Below are 15,277 nucleotides of genomic sequence, written 5' to 3' on the forward strand. Positions count from 1 at the left end.
TTTATTTTTTATTTTCTATTTTGAATTGACTGCCTTATACTATATCAAAATAAAATATTAATACATTCATTTTATCAATTAGCTTTTCAAATTTAAACTTTAAGCTTCTGAATGTTTCTTTATTGCTTATTTTTGATGCGCAAGATACAATTTTAAAATAGTTTTGCACAAGAACATTAACGTAGTTTTTAGAACATTTGTATGCGAATTGATAAGTATTTATGGTGTACCAGGTATTATAAAACAAGAACTCTTGCAACAACGGCTTGTAAAAAAGGGCAAGTAAGAGTAAACCAAGAAATTGTTAAACCGAGTAGGGAGGTTTATCCATTGGATACCGTTGAATTAAGAAAGAATCAAATAAATTATAAACTTACCGTAAATGATATTCCAGAAAGTAGGGTTGGTGCCAAGCTGGTTGATATATACAGAACAGATATTACTTCTAAAGAACAATTTGAAGCCCAGGAGCTCTTAAAATATTCTAAAGATTATTACAGAAAAAGAGGGACTGGAAGACCCACAAAAAAAGATAGAAGGGATATTGATGATTTTACAGATGAAACATATTGAACTCATCTTAACTTTTCTATTTCCTAAAAAATGGCTGCCCGCCATATTTCGTTGCTTTTTTTGTCCGTAGCGCTGCTATGAGCTTCAAAAAGTGCCTCATCTGGTTAAATTTCAACTCATTTTCGGTTAAAAACAAAAAGTCAAGATGAGTTCATTAATAACAAAGAAGAATGATTATTTTAGGTGTTATCCCTTACCCTGTATAAACATTAAAAAAAATAATATAAACAGACAAAAAATGAGTAATTTTATCTTTTAATTTTTTGAACTAACTTATATGGCAGTTAAGAATAATATCATCCTTAATCATAACGAAATCAATCACAAAATAAGACGTATTGCTTTTCAAATATATGAAAGCAATGTCAAGGAAAAAGAAGTTATTCTTGCCGGTATAGATAAAAACGGTTATGTATTTGCAAAAAAACTAAAAACTGCCCTTCAAAAAATATCTGAGATCAACCCCATACTTTGTAAAGTTTCTATTGACAAAAAGAATCCATCTTCTGAGATTAAAACCTCTATAACGCCTGATGATTATAAAAATAAGTCTTTGGTTCTTGTTGATGATGTTTTAAATTCTGGTACAACACTAATTTATGGTGTTAAACATTTTTTGGATGTTCCTTTAAAACAATTTAAAACTGCCGTTTTGGTAAATAGAAATCATAAAAAATATCCTGTAAAGGCCGATTTTAAAGGGATTTCATTATCGACTTCTTTGCATGAACATGTGCATGTGGTTTTAGAGGGCAAAACTTTCGAAGCTGTTTTAGAATAGCTCCAAAACCAACTCTTCAATAATATCATCTTCTGTTTTATTATCGCTAGTTATGGTAACATCGGATAAACTATAAAACTGAGAACGCTCAAAAAGATGTTTTCCAATAAATTCCGTAAGTAGCTCATCTGTTTCAATATGAGCAATTAGCGGACGTTTGCTTTTTTCTTTTTTCAACCTCGTTACTAAAGTAGGTATGGAAGCTTTTAGGTAAATGCTCTTTATATGAGGTAAGTTTCTTAGTAAATCCATATTATTGCTATAACATGGCGTTCCCCCTCCTAACGATAAAACCAATTTGGTTTTATGCTCTAAAAGCTCTTTTAGGTATACTGTTTCGACCTTCCTAAAATAAATTTCTCCTTTGGATTTGAAAATATCACTGATCGATAATAGTTCCTTTTCTTCAATATAATCGTCTAAGTCTATAAAATCATAGTTTAATTTTTTTGCTAAAATCCTTCCTAAAGTCGACTTTCCTGAAGCCATATACCCAATTAAAACTACAATCATTTTCTCGCTATAAATTGATTATTAAAAACATACGTTTAAGCGATGCAAAAAAACAAAAAAATCTTTAAAAAAAGTATTGTTTAATTAATAAAACATTATATATTTGCACCCGCTAACAACAAACAAAGCAATGTTAGTATTGAAATAATGACCTGGTAGCTCAGTTGGTAGAGCATCTCCCTTTTAAGGAGAGGGTCCTGGGTTCGAGCCCCAGCCCGGTCACAAGAAAAAGTTAAGCGTAATTGCTTAACTTTTTCTATTTTTACACAACTCATTTATGCGCACGTGGCGGAATTGGTAGACGCGCTGGCTTGAGGGGCCAGTATCCGTTTAGGATGTGGAAGTTCGAATCTTCTCGTGCGCACTTCATTTTATTCTTTATTACAGAATTTTATAAAAAATACTACTTTCCCTCTATTTCATATCATCAACCTACTTTAAGCCTATTAACCTTATAGGGGCTTTTTATTTACCATAGATAGAGTAAATAGTTTAAAAAAACTTATTTATAACACCCCCCTGTTTTCAGGGTATTTGTTTTCATGGAATACGGTGTAAAAAAACAGTAAGCAAGACTATACTTTTGGAGTATCAAAAAAAGAATTTATTATTTAACCTAAAACAAATACATTATGGGATTAGCAGAAAAAAGAATTGTTAAAGCATACCAAGAAGGTACATACAAAACATTAGTAAACGAAATAAACACTTTAGGCGGATACGATCTAGACTTTGAAGTAAATTGGGAGAGTCTTTCTAACAATGATTATTCTCATATTTGGGAAAATACTTTTTCTCAAATTTACTTTACACCAATCATTAATGCTTTTAAAGAAATAACCGCAGATGACATGGGAAAAGAAGCGCTTCAAGAATCTCTGAAGAAAATAGTTATAAAAGATGAAAAAGATAATTTTTCTCCTGGTAGTGCTTACAGTTTTGAAGACAACACACTAATAATAGATCACTCTAGTTATTCTAATGCTGATAATGTAGAGGAGCGTTCTAAATTTCTTACGGAGTTTTTAGAATCACAATTGTAATAAACTATGTTATTACATGATAAATTAAAAAAAGTTCCTGTTTATAGCAAGCAGGAACTTCTACTATATATACACGACCAAGAAGCATCGACAACGATACAAATTGTCACTAATTCTGGACAAGTACATAAAGGAATTGTACTAAACATAAACGATGTAAAGGATGAAGGTTACGTTTTAATGTTACAATGCATCGATTATAATCAAAAAATAACCAATAGTGCTTTACATATCGCAATCCGAAAAATAGAATCTATAGAATTCTTAGAAGACCAGAATATTCTCGGCGTTTTATCAAAAGGTACTGTTTTTGAGAGTAAGGTTTACGAAGTTTCTGGAAAGTTACAGGTCAAAAAAGCATTACAAAAGTTTTCAGACATCATCTTTGAGACTTCTAATGTTCGGGTAGGCGTTCCTAATATTATATTTCCAACAGACGGAAAACAATTAAATAGAGTGCTACAGCTTACAGAACTCTTACAAAACATTATTCTGAATATATTAAAAGAAGAAGATGCCCATATAAGTTGGAAATCTAATTATGATAGTATGGCTTTTGTTGAAAGTGATAAGTTAAAGATTATCAAAAGTGATAACACTATGGAAATACATTTCCCGTTCACAGACTTAGAGCTTCCAGAAATACCAATAGAAGAAACAACTTCCCAGATTTTAGCAGTTTTATAGTTTACTATACGCTTTAATACGTTTCAAAAATTCATTCCAGTAACAATACGAATACATATTGTAACTTCTTTGTATTTCATTTGAAAGTAAATCAACCTCGTTACAGTTACAAGCATGCCAGATAAAATTAGCTCCTAGCCTCTTGCTTTGATGCAAGCGGCTAGTATGCATTGTAATAATATTATATCCTCTTTTTTGTATATTCGTTCTTAAAGTTAAACTATACTTTATTGTTTACTGCCACTACCACTGACTGATGAATTTTAAACCAAAATTTACTGATTTTCGAAAAAAAGTTGAAGAAAGCTTCAAAAGGCAGAAGTTTATGGAATTAATCCATGCAAATCTGATTGATGTTAAACCTGGCTATTGCGAAATTCAAATCCCGTACAACCCAATCTTAACCCAACAACATGGTTTTTTTCATGCTGGCATTATAAGTACTATAGCAGATAATGCTGCTGGCTATGCCAGTTTTTCTCTAATGGAAGAAGACGCGTCTGTATTAACCGTCGAATTCAAATTAAACCTTATGTCTCCTGGTGATGGCGACCTATTAATTGCCAAAGCAAACGTTTTAAAAAACGGACGCACATTAACAATTTGTAGATCTGAAGTCTTTATTAGAAAAAATGGTGTGGAAAAACTCTGCGCAGCTTCTCAAACAACTTTAATAGAGTTAAAGAATAAATCGGATAAATATCTACACTAAAAAATATAAACTGAACAAGCACACCGTTACTGCTTACCTAAATGTTATATTAAATTAAAATGTCACGTTTTTATCATCCTATTTGTCACTCTTATAGAACTTAAAAAATTTCCAATTGAAAAATTTCCAAAATACATTATTTCCTTACGCCTACAATATTTTAGGCTCTATTGACGATGCAAAAGATGCTATTCAAGATGTTTTAATCAAATACCTTTCTACCAAGAAGCATCACATAAAAAATGAAATGGGGTATTTAATCAAATCGGTTATAAACCAATCTATCAATATCAAAAAACGGAACAATAAAACTACCGTGAATAGCATATGGTTACCCGAGCCTTTATCAACAGAAAAAACTGATGATAATATTGATCGTGATGAAATTATATCATACTCCATGTTGGTACTTCTCGAAAAATTAACCCCTCAGGAACGTGCTGTTTTTATCTTAAAAGAAGCATTTGATTATTCCCATAAAGACATTGCTGAAACCATAGGGCTTACCGTAGAAAACTCTCGAAAATTATTAAGCAGAGGTAAAACCAAGCTAGTTAATTACAAAGCAACAAGTTATAGCAACGACTTATTTCCTTCAGCTTCTTATATGGAAAATTATATTCAGACCATTAAAAATGGAGATGTTAAACGCTTAGAGGCAATGCTTTCCAAGGACATTTCATTACATGCAGATGGTGGAGAAAATATTAAAGTAGTAAGGGAGTTAACCACAGGGAAATCTGCTTCTTTAAAACTATTATTTTATGTATTTAAAACCTATCTGGAATTATTATCGATCAAGACCACACAAATAAATCATCAACCAGCATTGTTGTTTTATAATGAAGATACACTAATTAATTGTCAGGTATTTGACTTTGAAAACCATAAAATAAAAAGTATATTTTCTATTGTCGACCCTAATAAACTGAAATCACTTTCTTTATAAACCTGTCACGTTTTTTATACCTGTTTTGTCATACTATTGAATTAAAAAATCAATAGATGAAAACATTATTAAGAATAGACTGTAGCTCCAGAACTGTAGGTTCACATTCTAGAGCTCTAGCTGATTATTTTGAACAAAACTGGAAAACAGCCAATCCAAAAGGCACTGTTCTTTACAGGGATTTAGTTAAACACCAGCTACCCCACATTGAAAACAATACGATTGAAGGTTTTTATACGCCTATTGAGCACATATCAGCTGAAGGCAAAAAGGCTACTGCTTTATCTGACGAATTAATTGCAGAACTAAAATCTGCCAATGACATTCTAATTAGCAGTCCATTGTACAACTTAAACATTCCATCCAATCTTAAGGCCTATTTAGATCAGGTAGTAAGGATTGGACAAACATTCAACATTAATGAAAATGGTTATTATGGTTTATTAGAGGATAAATTAGCCTATCTGGTAACAGCCAAAGGTGGTGTCTATAAAGGGACTTTTATGGAACAATATGATTTCCAAGAACCCTATTTAAAAGCTATTCTAGGACATATGGGTATTAAAGTTCAAGAATTATTTTCACTTGAAGGGGCTGCAAATCAACAAACCTTAGAACAAAACAAACTCTTACTGGAAAATACCATCCGGCAATCATTCAATAAATAAAAATTAAGTCTATGACTACAAAAGAGAGCTATTTTGAAGACGTATTAGAAAATAATGCATCTATAATAAAAGCCAACGAAGGCGAAAAACTCGAATTAAATACCATCTCAATAACATTTAAAGTGACCAGCGAAATGTCTAACGACCAATTAGGTATTTATGAAATTTTGCTTCCGCCTATGGCTATTGGTGCAAAATTACACTACCACAGGTTTATGGACGAGACCTTTATAGTAAATGAAGGCCTGTTAACAATACAAGTTGCAGATAAAGAATATCAAGCAGAACCTGGAGCCGTTGCCTACATACCCAGATTTACTCCTCATGGGTTTAGAAATGACACTAATGAAACGGTAAAATTAACATTGGTTTTCAATCCATCTCAAAAGCGAGAGGGCTTCTTTAAAGGCCTATATGAAACACTCAATGAAGCACCCATTGATCCTGAAAAATATTTAAAACTATATAATAAATATGATAGTTTTCCTGTAGATACTTCCAATATGATACCTGTTAGGACATAAAATCGAAAACTAATTAAGAGTCTTAAAAGAGGGTGTTTAAAAAGTCTTTGTAATTTGATTTGTCAGGTTGAGCCTGTCGAAACCAATATTGATTAATTAGTGTTTTAAAAATATTTCGACAAGCTCAATATGACATAGAACATACTTTTTAGGCTCCCTCTTTTTATTTTTCAATACCAACATATGCATGCCCTTTTAAACCCGTTATTACAAGGTGTTCTTAGTGTGTTTACAATCGCTAAAAAAATCCTCTAAATATACCATTTCCTACATATTGTACTGAATTAATTTAAGTTTTTTTGTTATTTATCAATTAATTTTTCTTAATTTTGTTTAACCAAAACTAAATTTCGATGAACAATATTAGAGTCAATTTTAGTATTAAAGATTTAGAAAACCTTACAGGTATCAAAGCGCATACGATACGTATATGGGAAAAGCGCTACAATCTACTAAGCCCAAATCGATCGGATACAAACATTAGAAATTATAGCTTAGCGAGCCTGCAAAAGCTATTAAATATATCGTATTTAAATAATAATGGGTTAAAAATCTCGAAAGTTGCTAATCTTAAAGAAGAAGAAATTCCTATAAAAGTTAGGGAAATAGCTTCGAGAGCAAAGGTTGAAGACCATGCCATGAATGCCTTAAAAATGGCCATGATAAACTTTGACCAGGTATTATTTTATAGTACTTATAATAATTTACTCGAAACCAAAACCTTCAGTGAAATTTTCTACACTGTTTTTTTACCCTTATTAAATGAAATCGGCCTCTTATGGCAAACCAATACTATTACGCCTGCTCATGAACATTTTTTGTCCATTCATATTAAACAAAAGATACTTTTAAATACGGAACGGCTACAAATTTTAGAGCCTAAACCTGTTTCTAAAACCTTTGTTTTGTTTTTACCTGACAATGAAATTCATGATATTGGGCTTTTGTTCATTAATTATCAATTAAGAAGCAAGGGGTATCATACAATTTTCCTTGGGGAAAGTGTTCCTATGGAAAGTCTCACAGATTTGCTAGAGTTTTTTGAAGAAATAACTTTTATATCTTACTTTACAGTATATCCTCCAGAACAAGAGATTCCTGACTACATTAATAAATTTAGTGAAGTATTGCTGGACAAAGAAAATACGAACCTTTTATTATTAGGTAAAAAGCTCTCTGACTTAAATATCACAAACCTTCCTCAAAAAGTAAGTATCTTTAATTCTATCGAAAATTTAGTTAAAGATTTATAAATATTTTTATTTTGTTTAACTTTTAACTATATTCGTTAAACAATATGAAATTAACTGCAAATATAATTGGTTCTGGGTTTTCATCTTTGGCAGCTTCGTGCTACTTAGCCAAGGCTGGCTACGAAGTCACTATTTTTGAAAAGAATGATACCATTGGAGGTAGAGCACGACAACTTGTAAAAGAAGGGTTTACCTTTGATATAGGTCCTACATGGTATTGGATGCCAGATGTATTTGAGCGTTTTTTTTCAGATTTTAACAAATCTCCTCAAGACTATTATACTTTAGAAAAACTTAATCCAGCATATAGCGTGTATTTTGGAAAGGATGATTTTATAAAGATAGAAGATACCTTAGAAAAAATAGCCGTAGCTTTTGAAAAGGAAGAAACCGGAAGCTCTAAGAAGCTAAAAAAATTCATTAAACAAGCAGAAAGCAATTATGATATAGCCATTAAAGATTTGGTTTATAATCCAGGTGTTTCTCCTTTAGAATTAGTTACTCCAGCTACAGTTAAAAAGTTAAATCAATTTTTTAGTAACATAAAAAAAGATGTTAGAAGAGAATTTAAGAACCAAAGACTTGTCAAGATTCTCGAGTTTCCCGTTTTGTTTTTAGGAGCTAAACCTAGTGACACACCTTCTTTTTATAGTTTTATGAATTATGCCGATTTTGGTTTGGGGACATTTCACCCAAAAAACGGCATGTACCAAGTAATTTTAGCTATCGAAAATTTAGCAAAAGAATTGGGGGTAACTATTAAAACCAATACACCCATAGAAAAAATTATTGTAAAAAACGGAAAATATAAAGGTATTGTTTCGCGTGGAGAGACCTACGCATCTGATATTATTGTTAGTGGTGCCGACTATCATCACACAGAATCACTTTTAGAAAAACCACATAGGCAATACTCTGAAAATTATTGGAACAAAAAAACGTTTGCGCCGTCCTCACTCCTATTTTATGTAGGGTTTGACAAAAAATTAAAAAATGTAGATCACCACACTTTATTTTTTGATGTTGACTTCGATATGCATGCCGAAGCCATATATGATACTCCTCAGTGGCCTGAAAATCCATTGTTCTATGCTAGCTTTCCAAGTAAAACAGACACCAATTCTGCTCCTGAAGGAAAAGAAGCTGGCATATTTCTAATTCCATTGGCTCCAGGATTAAATGATACTCCAGAATTAAGAGAAATCTATTTTAATAAAATCATGCATCGATTTGAAAGTTTAACCTCACAGAATATAAAAAAACATATTATCTTTAAAGAAAGTTTTTGTGTCAACGATTTTATTAATGATTATAATTCGTATAAAGGAAATGCTTATGGAATGGCGAATACCTTAACACAAACTGCTTTTTTAAGACCAAAATTAAAAAGCAAAAAAGTAAAAAACTTGTTTTTTACCGGTCAATTAACAGTCCCTGGTCCAGGAGTCCCTCCTTCATTGATATCAGGCAAACTAGCAGCAGATTTAGTAACAAAATACCATCACTAATTATGAAATTATTATTCGATACGGTCTCTTATAATTGCAGTAAGCTCGTTACGAAGACTTACAGTACATCATTTTCATTAGCGACAAAAATGCTTTCCAAATCAATTAGAATGGATATTTATAATATTTATGGGTTTGTCCGTTTTGCTGATGAGATTGTTGATTCCTTTCATGATTATAACAAGGAACAACTTTTTAACAAGTTTTCTGATGATTTAGAACTTGCTTTAAAGGATAAAATTAGTCTAAACCCAATTCTCAATTCATTTCAGCATACATTTCATAAATATAATTTAGACAAAAGCTTGGTAGATGCTTTTATGAAAAGTATGCGTTTGGACTTACACAAAACCCAATATCTTACCGAAGAAGAATACAAAGCCTACATTTATGGATCTGCAGATGTTGTTGGGCTTATGTGTCTAAAGGTTTTTGTAAAAGGAGACCAAACTAAATATGAAGCACTTAAAGATACTGCTATGTCTTTAGGCTCGGCATTTCAAAAAGTGAACTTTCTTAGAGATTTGAAAACCGATTTTGATGACTTGAACAGAACTTATTTTCCTAAAACTGACCTGAATAATTTAAACGAAGCATCAAAACAAGATATTATAAATGATATTGAGGCAGATTTTGCTAAAGGTTTAAGTGGTATAAAAAAATTGCCTATTGAAGCTAAATTTGGGGTATTCATTGCTTACAGATATTATCGTCAACTGTTAAAAAAGCTAAAAAACACACCAGCTCTTCAAATTAAAAACACTCGGATACGGGTTTCTAATCCTAAAAAAATAGAACTTTTAATGCGCAGTTATGTAAAATATCAATTAAATTTAATGTAATTTTATAGGTATGCATACGGTGTTTTGGATATTGATTTTTTTGGGAACCTATTGCTTTATGGAGTTTATGGCATGGTTTACACATAAATATGTTATGCATGGTTTTTTATGGACTCTACATAAGGATCATCACAAAAAAGATCATGATAGTTGGTTTGAGCGCAATGATGCTTTCTTTATTTTTTATGCTGTTGTTAGCATTGCTTTTTTTCTATTATGGAAATACACGAGTTTTTGGGCTGGTTTACCAATAGGTATAGGGATATTTGCTTATGGCCTATCTTATTTTATCGTTCATGATATCTTTATACACCAGCGTTTTAAATTGTTTAGAAATGCCAATAATTGGTATGCGAAAGGCGTAAGGCGTGCCCATAAAATGCATCATAAACACCTTGATAAAGAGGATGGTGAGTGCTTTGGAATGTTAATCGTTCCCTTTAAATACTTCAAAAAGTAGCAGATGAATTATTTATACCTGTTATTAAACTTGGGATCTATATCGATTCCCTTTTTATTCAGTTTTCATCCTAAGTTAAATTTTTTTAAGCGCTGGAAACCTTTATTTGTGGGAATTTCAATAAGTATGCTCTTATTTATTCCCTGGGATATTATTTTTACCATGAATGGTATTTGGGGGTTCAATAATGATTATTTTCTCGGCTTCAAATTATTTTCTTTGCCTATTGAAGAATGGCTTTTTTTTATATGTATTCCTTATGCCTGTACCTTTACGCACTATGCGTTATTGTATTATTTCCCCAATTTGAAATTATCACAACCAAGAACTAAAACAATTAGTTACTTACTTGTATTACTATTATTAGTTTTTTCAATTTATAATAGCTCGAAATGGTATACGCTTATAAATTTTCTATTGGCAGCAATTCTAATTAGCATCGTCATTAAAAAGAGCCCCAATTTATTGAGCAGTTTCTATTTAACATTTTTAGTTATGCTTATTCCTTTTTTTATAGTAAATGGGGTATTAACGGGTAGTTTTATTAGAAATGAGGTTGTTTGGTATAACAATTTAGAAAATTTAAATATTAGATTATTCACGATTCCTATTGAAGATGCTGTATATGCATTTTCTCTTATTCTTTTAAATCTGTTCATAATGCATTATTTGGAATCTAAAAGAAATTCTACTGCTCCAATAAGTCCTCGATAGTTTTTCTAACCGTATCACTATTCCAATTTGCCGCACCATTTTTATCAATGACAATTCGCCCTTGCTTATCTATTAAAAAAGTTCTAGGAATACTTGTAATATCAAAAGGTTCTGGATATTTAGTCAAGGGGTTATACACTTTAAAAGTATAGTTATTTTTATTTAGAAACTGATTAATTGTCTCATGGTCTTCATTAGACACGAAAATAAATTCTACAGTATCCTTATAATCAACATAAAGCGCTTGCATACTAGGCATTTCAGCAATGCATGGGGGGCACCATGTAGCCCAAAAATTCACTAAAGTAACTTTACCTTTAACGCCTTCAAAATTAAAAACATCTTGCTCAGCCTTAAGTTTCCAATTATAATTTGTCAAACTAGCCTGTTTAGTATCCTTAATTACTGAGGGGCCAAAAAGCACAAATCCTTTATGTAATAACACTTGTATGGGCTGTCGTGTTTGCGGAATAATTAAAACTGTTATTACAATTAAAAATATAACATTCTTTAAACTGATTTTTTTTCTAAACATGTATAATAAATTAAAAGGCACAGTTTCTATGTCGAAACCATGCCTTAAATCTAACAAAAACTAAATTTATTTTTATCTAATAGCCCAACCCGTAGGAAAAGAATCTGAACTGTATGTTAGATCATGCGTTGTGGGAGCTGTTTCTTGCCCCATAGCACCAACTAATGGTTTTAAAGTAAAAGGTGCTGGTGAGTTATCTGGGTCTGGCTCTATAGAGATTACTGCTGTACGTCCTCTTACATCTAATGGAAATGTAAATCCTGCTGGGGCATTGTTAAAGAAATCTTCACCTGGTACTGGAGGTCCAGCATTATTTTCTGTTCCACTAAAAATATTGGAATCATCTACAGCTGTAAAACTGGTAAATGTCCCTGTTGTTAATGGGCCAACACCATCTACTACAACCCAACCTTCATATTTCCATCCTGCTGGCAATACAGGTAATCCCAAACCTGCTGTTGGAGGCCCTGATGCTTGTGGCGTTCCAAACCAAATACCATTTTCATCATTACCATTATTGCCACTTCCAGATGCTTCGTCTGTTGGAGTTCTTAAAAAAGCCAATCCCCAAGATCCACTAAAATCACCTACTATTGCCGTATTAACAGGTGCTCTATCTCCTGAAAAATCGCCTACTAAAATTTTTGTATCTGCAGGGGTTGCCGCCGCAGTCCCTGTTTCTCCTGCTGGTTCAATGGATAATACAAATGTTGTGGCATTTTCTAATTGTGCAGCATCTACTGTGAAAGATTGTGGAAATGTAACCGAAGTAAACGTTCCCGTTGAAATTGGTGCACCATTTACTATAATCCAGCCTTCATATACATAATCGTCACCTAAAGCCTCTAAACCATCTAATTCTAAGGTTAAACTGGCTGTTGATGGCGTATTGTCGTCATCATTGCTACAAGAACTAGCTAATAATCCTATTACTAATACTGTAACTATAAACATTCTTTTAATCATTGTATTTTTTTTAAAGTTTCTAATACTTCAAAATTAAAGTACACTGATTTTATAAAATGTTAGCCACCTAACATTAAGCAATATTTTTATGAATTCTTATTTCTTTTCTGGAAAATTGAAGTACTTTTTCCTCCTTTAATTCGTTTAAAAGTATATTTAGAGTAGGTCTGGAAGTTCCTATTAAACAGGCAATGTCCTTTTGGGTATAGGGATGGTGAATCACTTTATCACCAGTTTTTTCACAATCATATCCATAATCTGAACATAACTCATCTAAAAATTCTACAAGACGCGTTTTGGTATCTTTAAATAACAGTAATTGCAATCGCCTTTCTAACCTTTTTAACTTGAAACCAATGACTTTATATATTTTAAAACTAAAAGTTTGGTTATTTCGCATTAAATCATGCATGGTGTCTACACCTATAGGACATATACTTGTCGTATTATCAATAGATTGAGCAAATTCTTCACGCTTAGATTCTCCAAGGATAGCCGTTTCACCAAATAACTCTCCACGGGTCAAAATAGCCTTAACCACTTCGTCTCCATCTTCACTGTAGTAGCCAATTTTAACTTTTCCTCTTTCTATAAGGTATACCTTGTTAGCAGAGTCTTCTTCAAAATAGATATAGTCTTTCTTTTTGTAGGCATCAAAGTCGTGATTTGCTTTATAAGCTTTAAATTTGTGGGGGCAAAGCACCTTGAAAAGATTGACATCATCAAAAAACCAAAGTGATTTCATTAATTTGTTCTTTTTGTGTTAACTCACTTAAAAGTCGATAAATAGTAAATAAGCTTACAAAAAAGACATAAAAAAAACCTCCAATATGGAGGTTTATATTTTATTCTTCTTCGTCTGTAACTGTATCGTTACTTTTTTCTTCAGGATCTGAAAAATCCAACATATTATGTTTTTGCAATAAATTATACCATTGTATTACTTTTTTGATATCACTAGCATATACCCTATCTTCATCATAATCTGGTAATACATCAAAGAAATATTCTTCTAATTTATCTTTGCTGTCTTTAGGTTTTACAGAGGCTTGTTCTCCTTTTTCCTTTTTCTTAATATTGTCAAGAACTTGTTTTAAGGGTACTTCCTCAGTTAAAGTATAAATTGCAATTTCGCTCAAAACGCTAATATTGTTTTGTACGCTTACAGATATACGCTTGTTATCTATTAACGATTCTGCTACAAACCCACCTCGTGTTTGTGCTATTAATTTATACAAACCTGGTTTTCCTCCTATTGACAGTACTTTATCTAAACTCATAATTATTTTTTGAAAGGCGCAAATATCAACTGTTTATTGATTGCTTGCAAATATTATCGCTTCTTTTTTTGATCGGGAAAACGCATTCTATAATCGACATTAATCTTGCCTTTAGATATATTGGTTAGCTTTCCTTTTATTAAACGTTTTTTTAAGCTAGAAAGTTTATCTGTGAACAAAACACCTTCTATATGATCGTATTCATGTTGAATAACTCTTGCTATCAACCCATCAAAAGTTTCTGTATGTCGTGTAAAGCTTTCATCAACATACTCTACGGTTATTTTTGGTTGCCTAAAAACATCTTCCCTAACATCTGGAATACTTAAACACCCTTCATTAAAGGCCCACTCATCCCCTTCTTCTTTGATTATTTTAGCATTAATAAAAATACGCTTAAAGTCTTTCAATGCTTTTTGGTCTTCTGCCGTTAAATCTTCGTCTTCGGCAAAAGGTGACGTATCAACCAAAAACAACCTAATCGGTAATCCTATTTGTGGTGCTGCTAAACCAACACCGCAAGCGTTGTGCATGGTTTCAAACATATTTTCTAAAAGAGCATCAAGATTTGGATATTCTTGAGTTATATCTTTTCCTTTCTTTTTTAAGACTGGGTCGCCATAGGCTACTATTGGTAAAATCATCTATTTACATTGGTATTAATATTTGCAAAAGTAATAATACTATAATTTACTAGTCCTATTCTTTATACGAAATTTATGGTTAACGAGTTCTACTTATTTGGAATATAAGTAGCTCTGTAAAATGAGCGTCGCACTAATCTCATCTATTAGCGCTTTATTTTTTCGTTGTTGTTTTTTTAACCCACTATCAATCATCGTTTGAAAAGCCATTTTTGAAGTAAACCGCTCATCTACTCTTTCTATTGGAATATTGGGAAATTCTTTTTTTAAATTATCTATAAAAGGGAGGATATGAACTTCACTTTCTGAGGCCATATTGTTCATTTGTTTTGGCTCTCCAACTAAAAATAATTCAACCTGCTCTTTATTAGTATAATCTTTTAAAAACTTTAAAAGTTCTTTGGTATTAACAGTAGTAAGCCCCGAGGCTATTATCTGCAACGCATCGGTTACGGCTATACCCGTTCTTTTAGTACCATAATCTATTGCTAAAATGCGCCCCATATATCTGTTTTGTGCAAAAATAGTTTAATTATACCATTTCTAGTTTGGAATTACTACAAAATAAAAGGGCGATTATGGTTATTTTAAATGAGAAAGATATTTAATAAAAAAGACTGCCTTT

The 15,277-nt window shown here is 31.8% G+C and carries 20 protein-coding genes and 2 tRNA genes; 15 read left to right on the plus strand and 7 right to left on the minus strand.

Going from position 1 to position 15,277, the window contains the following annotated elements; all coding sequences use genetic code 11:
* Positions 1–201 precede the first annotated feature (201 nt).
* Together HHX25_RS02900 and HHX25_RS02905 are read left to right on the plus strand one after the other, a co-directional pair.
* Positions 202–573, plus strand: coding sequence for an RNA-binding S4 domain-containing protein (locus tag HHX25_RS02900; protein WP_169669936.1), 372 nt, complete (start codon positions 202–204; stop codon positions 571–573).
* A gap of 277 nt (positions 574–850) precedes the next feature.
* Positions 851–1,354 carry a phosphoribosyltransferase domain-containing protein gene (locus HHX25_RS02905; RefSeq protein WP_169669937.1) on the plus strand — a complete coding sequence of 168 codons (504 nt, stop codon included), beginning with the start codon at positions 851–853 and terminating at the stop codon, positions 1,352–1,354.
* On the opposite strand, the gene HHX25_RS02910 is transcribed toward HHX25_RS02905, so the two are convergent.
* On the minus strand, positions 1,346–1,867 hold the full coding sequence (locus HHX25_RS02910) for a shikimate kinase (protein WP_169669939.1): 522 nt from the start codon (positions 1,865–1,867) through the stop codon (positions 1,346–1,348). The two genes, HHX25_RS02905 and HHX25_RS02910, sit on opposite strands and share 9 nt — an antisense overlap.
* A 149-nt stretch (positions 1,868–2,016) precedes the next feature.
* Here HHX25_RS02910 and HHX25_RS02915 point away from each other — a divergent pair.
* The 13 genes from HHX25_RS02915 to HHX25_RS02975 all read left to right on the plus strand — a co-directional run bounded on the left by HHX25_RS02915 (position 2,017) and on the right by HHX25_RS02975 (position 11,227).
* Positions 2,017–2,089 (plus strand) — tRNA-Lys (locus HHX25_RS02915).
* Between the two features lie 57 nt (positions 2,090–2,146).
* Positions 2,147–2,231: transfer RNA gene (locus tag HHX25_RS02920), tRNA-Leu, on the plus strand.
* A gap of 268 nt (positions 2,232–2,499) precedes the next feature.
* Positions 2,500–2,910, plus strand: coding sequence for a hypothetical protein (locus HHX25_RS02925; protein WP_169669941.1), 411 nt, complete (start codon positions 2,500–2,502; stop codon positions 2,908–2,910).
* A 6-nt stretch (positions 2,911–2,916) separates the two neighbouring features.
* On the plus strand, positions 2,917–3,597 hold the full coding sequence (locus HHX25_RS02930; RefSeq protein ID WP_169669943.1) for a hypothetical protein: 681 nt from the start codon (positions 2,917–2,919) through the stop codon (positions 3,595–3,597).
* Positions 3,598–3,922: 325 nt separating this feature from the next.
* A complete protein-coding gene (locus HHX25_RS02935; protein ID WP_240964219.1) occupies positions 3,923–4,309 on the plus strand; it encodes a PaaI family thioesterase in 387 nt (128 codons plus the stop codon).
* 115 nt (positions 4,310–4,424) lie between these two features.
* A complete protein-coding gene (locus tag HHX25_RS02940; RefSeq protein WP_169669947.1) occupies positions 4,425–5,258 on the plus strand; it encodes a sigma-70 family RNA polymerase sigma factor in 834 nt (277 codons plus the stop codon).
* Positions 5,259–5,314: 56 nt separating this feature from the next.
* Positions 5,315–5,926 (plus strand): FMN-dependent NADH-azoreductase, encoded by a 612-nt coding sequence (locus HHX25_RS02945; RefSeq protein ID WP_169669949.1) that lies wholly within the window; start codon positions 5,315–5,317, stop codon positions 5,924–5,926.
* 11 nt (positions 5,927–5,937) lie between these two features.
* Entirely contained in the window at positions 5,938–6,450 is a 513-nt protein-coding gene (locus HHX25_RS02950; protein WP_169669951.1) for a cupin domain-containing protein, read from the plus strand.
* Between the two features lie 353 nt (positions 6,451–6,803).
* The gene (locus HHX25_RS02955) at positions 6,804–7,703 is read left to right on the plus strand and encodes a MerR family transcriptional regulator (RefSeq protein WP_169669954.1); all 900 of its coding nucleotides are present in this window, start codon (positions 6,804–6,806) and stop codon (positions 7,701–7,703) included.
* A gap of 44 nt (positions 7,704–7,747) precedes the next feature.
* Positions 7,748–9,211: a phytoene desaturase family protein gene (locus HHX25_RS02960; protein ID WP_169669956.1), complete on the plus strand. Its 1,464-nt coding sequence runs from the start codon at positions 7,748–7,750 to the stop codon at positions 9,209–9,211.
* A 2-nt stretch (positions 9,212–9,213) separates the two neighbouring features.
* The gene (locus tag HHX25_RS02965; protein ID WP_169669958.1) at positions 9,214–10,053 is read left to right on the plus strand and encodes a phytoene/squalene synthase family protein; all 840 of its coding nucleotides are present in this window, start codon (positions 9,214–9,216) and stop codon (positions 10,051–10,053) included.
* A 10-nt stretch (positions 10,054–10,063) separates the two neighbouring features.
* A complete protein-coding gene (locus HHX25_RS02970; protein ID WP_169669960.1) occupies positions 10,064–10,513 on the plus strand; it encodes a sterol desaturase family protein in 450 nt (149 codons plus the stop codon).
* 3 nt (positions 10,514–10,516) lie between these two features.
* The gene (locus HHX25_RS02975) at positions 10,517–11,227 is read left to right on the plus strand and encodes a lycopene cyclase domain-containing protein (RefSeq protein WP_169669962.1); all 711 of its coding nucleotides are present in this window, start codon (positions 10,517–10,519) and stop codon (positions 11,225–11,227) included.
* Here the strand turns inward: HHX25_RS02975 and HHX25_RS02980 are convergent.
* The 6 genes from HHX25_RS02980 to ruvX form a co-directional block, all read right to left on the minus strand.
* Entirely contained in the window at positions 11,202–11,762 is a 561-nt protein-coding gene (locus tag HHX25_RS02980; protein ID WP_169669964.1) for a TlpA family protein disulfide reductase, read from the minus strand. The two genes, HHX25_RS02975 and HHX25_RS02980, sit on opposite strands and share 26 nt — an antisense overlap.
* Before the next feature lie 72 nt (positions 11,763–11,834).
* A complete protein-coding gene (locus HHX25_RS02985; protein WP_169669968.1) occupies positions 11,835–12,728 on the minus strand; it encodes an anti-sigma factor in 894 nt (297 codons plus the stop codon).
* Between the two features lie 73 nt (positions 12,729–12,801).
* Positions 12,802–13,473 carry a Crp/Fnr family transcriptional regulator gene (locus HHX25_RS02990; protein ID WP_169669970.1) on the minus strand — a complete coding sequence of 224 codons (672 nt, stop codon included), beginning with the start codon at positions 13,471–13,473 and terminating at the stop codon, positions 12,802–12,804.
* Positions 13,474–13,573: 100 nt separating this feature from the next.
* Complete coding sequence (locus tag HHX25_RS02995; RefSeq protein ID WP_169669972.1) at positions 13,574–14,008, minus strand: DUF5606 family protein; 435 nt, start codon at positions 14,006–14,008, stop codon at positions 13,574–13,576.
* Positions 14,009–14,061: 53 nt separating this feature from the next.
* Positions 14,062–14,652 (minus strand): peptide deformylase, encoded by a 591-nt coding sequence (gene def, locus HHX25_RS03000; protein ID WP_169669974.1) that lies wholly within the window; start codon positions 14,650–14,652, stop codon positions 14,062–14,064.
* A 93-nt stretch (positions 14,653–14,745) separates the two neighbouring features.
* Entirely contained in the window at positions 14,746–15,156 is a 411-nt protein-coding gene (gene ruvX / locus HHX25_RS03005; RefSeq protein ID WP_169669976.1) for a Holliday junction resolvase RuvX, read from the minus strand.
* Positions 15,157–15,277 lie beyond the last annotated feature (121 nt).

This window comes from Flavivirga algicola, assembly GCF_012910715.1.
Taxonomy (GTDB): Bacteria; Bacteroidota; Bacteroidia; order Flavobacteriales; family Flavobacteriaceae; genus Flavivirga; species Flavivirga algicola.

Coding starts and splice junctions, on each gene's coding strand:
- HHX25_RS02900 (WP_169669936.1), top strand. CDS start 202: ATGCGAATTGATAAGTATTTATGGTGTACCAGGTATTATAAAACAAGA.
- HHX25_RS02905 (WP_169669937.1), top strand. CDS start 851: ATGGCAGTTAAGAATAATATCATCCTTAATCATAACGAAATCAATCAC.
- HHX25_RS02910 (WP_169669939.1), bottom strand. CDS start 1,867: ATGATTGTAGTTTTAATTGGGTATATGGCTTCAGGAAAGTCGACTTTA.
- HHX25_RS02925 (WP_169669941.1), top strand. CDS start 2,500: ATGGGATTAGCAGAAAAAAGAATTGTTAAAGCATACCAAGAAGGTACA.
- HHX25_RS02930 (WP_169669943.1), top strand. CDS start 2,917: ATGTTATTACATGATAAATTAAAAAAAGTTCCTGTTTATAGCAAGCAG.
- HHX25_RS02935 (WP_240964219.1), top strand. CDS start 3,923: ATGGAATTAATCCATGCAAATCTGATTGATGTTAAACCTGGCTATTGC.
- HHX25_RS02945 (WP_169669949.1), top strand. CDS start 5,315: ATGAAAACATTATTAAGAATAGACTGTAGCTCCAGAACTGTAGGTTCA.
- HHX25_RS02950 (WP_169669951.1), top strand. CDS start 5,938: ATGACTACAAAAGAGAGCTATTTTGAAGACGTATTAGAAAATAATGCA.
- HHX25_RS02955 (WP_169669954.1), top strand. CDS start 6,804: ATGAACAATATTAGAGTCAATTTTAGTATTAAAGATTTAGAAAACCTT.
- HHX25_RS02960 (WP_169669956.1), top strand. CDS start 7,748: ATGAAATTAACTGCAAATATAATTGGTTCTGGGTTTTCATCTTTGGCA.
- HHX25_RS02965 (WP_169669958.1), top strand. CDS start 9,214: ATGAAATTATTATTCGATACGGTCTCTTATAATTGCAGTAAGCTCGTT.
- HHX25_RS02970 (WP_169669960.1), top strand. CDS start 10,064: ATGCATACGGTGTTTTGGATATTGATTTTTTTGGGAACCTATTGCTTT.
- HHX25_RS02975 (WP_169669962.1), top strand. CDS start 10,517: ATGAATTATTTATACCTGTTATTAAACTTGGGATCTATATCGATTCCC.
- HHX25_RS02980 (WP_169669964.1), bottom strand. CDS start 11,762: ATGTTTAGAAAAAAAATCAGTTTAAAGAATGTTATATTTTTAATTGTA.
- HHX25_RS02985 (WP_169669968.1), bottom strand. CDS start 12,728: ATGATTAAAAGAATGTTTATAGTTACAGTATTAGTAATAGGATTATTA.
- HHX25_RS02990 (WP_169669970.1), bottom strand. CDS start 13,473: ATGAAATCACTTTGGTTTTTTGATGATGTCAATCTTTTCAAGGTGCTT.
- HHX25_RS02995 (WP_169669972.1), bottom strand. CDS start 14,008: ATGAGTTTAGATAAAGTACTGTCAATAGGAGGAAAACCAGGTTTGTAT.
- def (WP_169669974.1), bottom strand. CDS start 14,652: ATGATTTTACCAATAGTAGCCTATGGCGACCCAGTCTTAAAAAAGAAA.
- ruvX (WP_169669976.1), bottom strand. CDS start 15,156: ATGGGGCGCATTTTAGCAATAGATTATGGTACTAAAAGAACGGGTATA.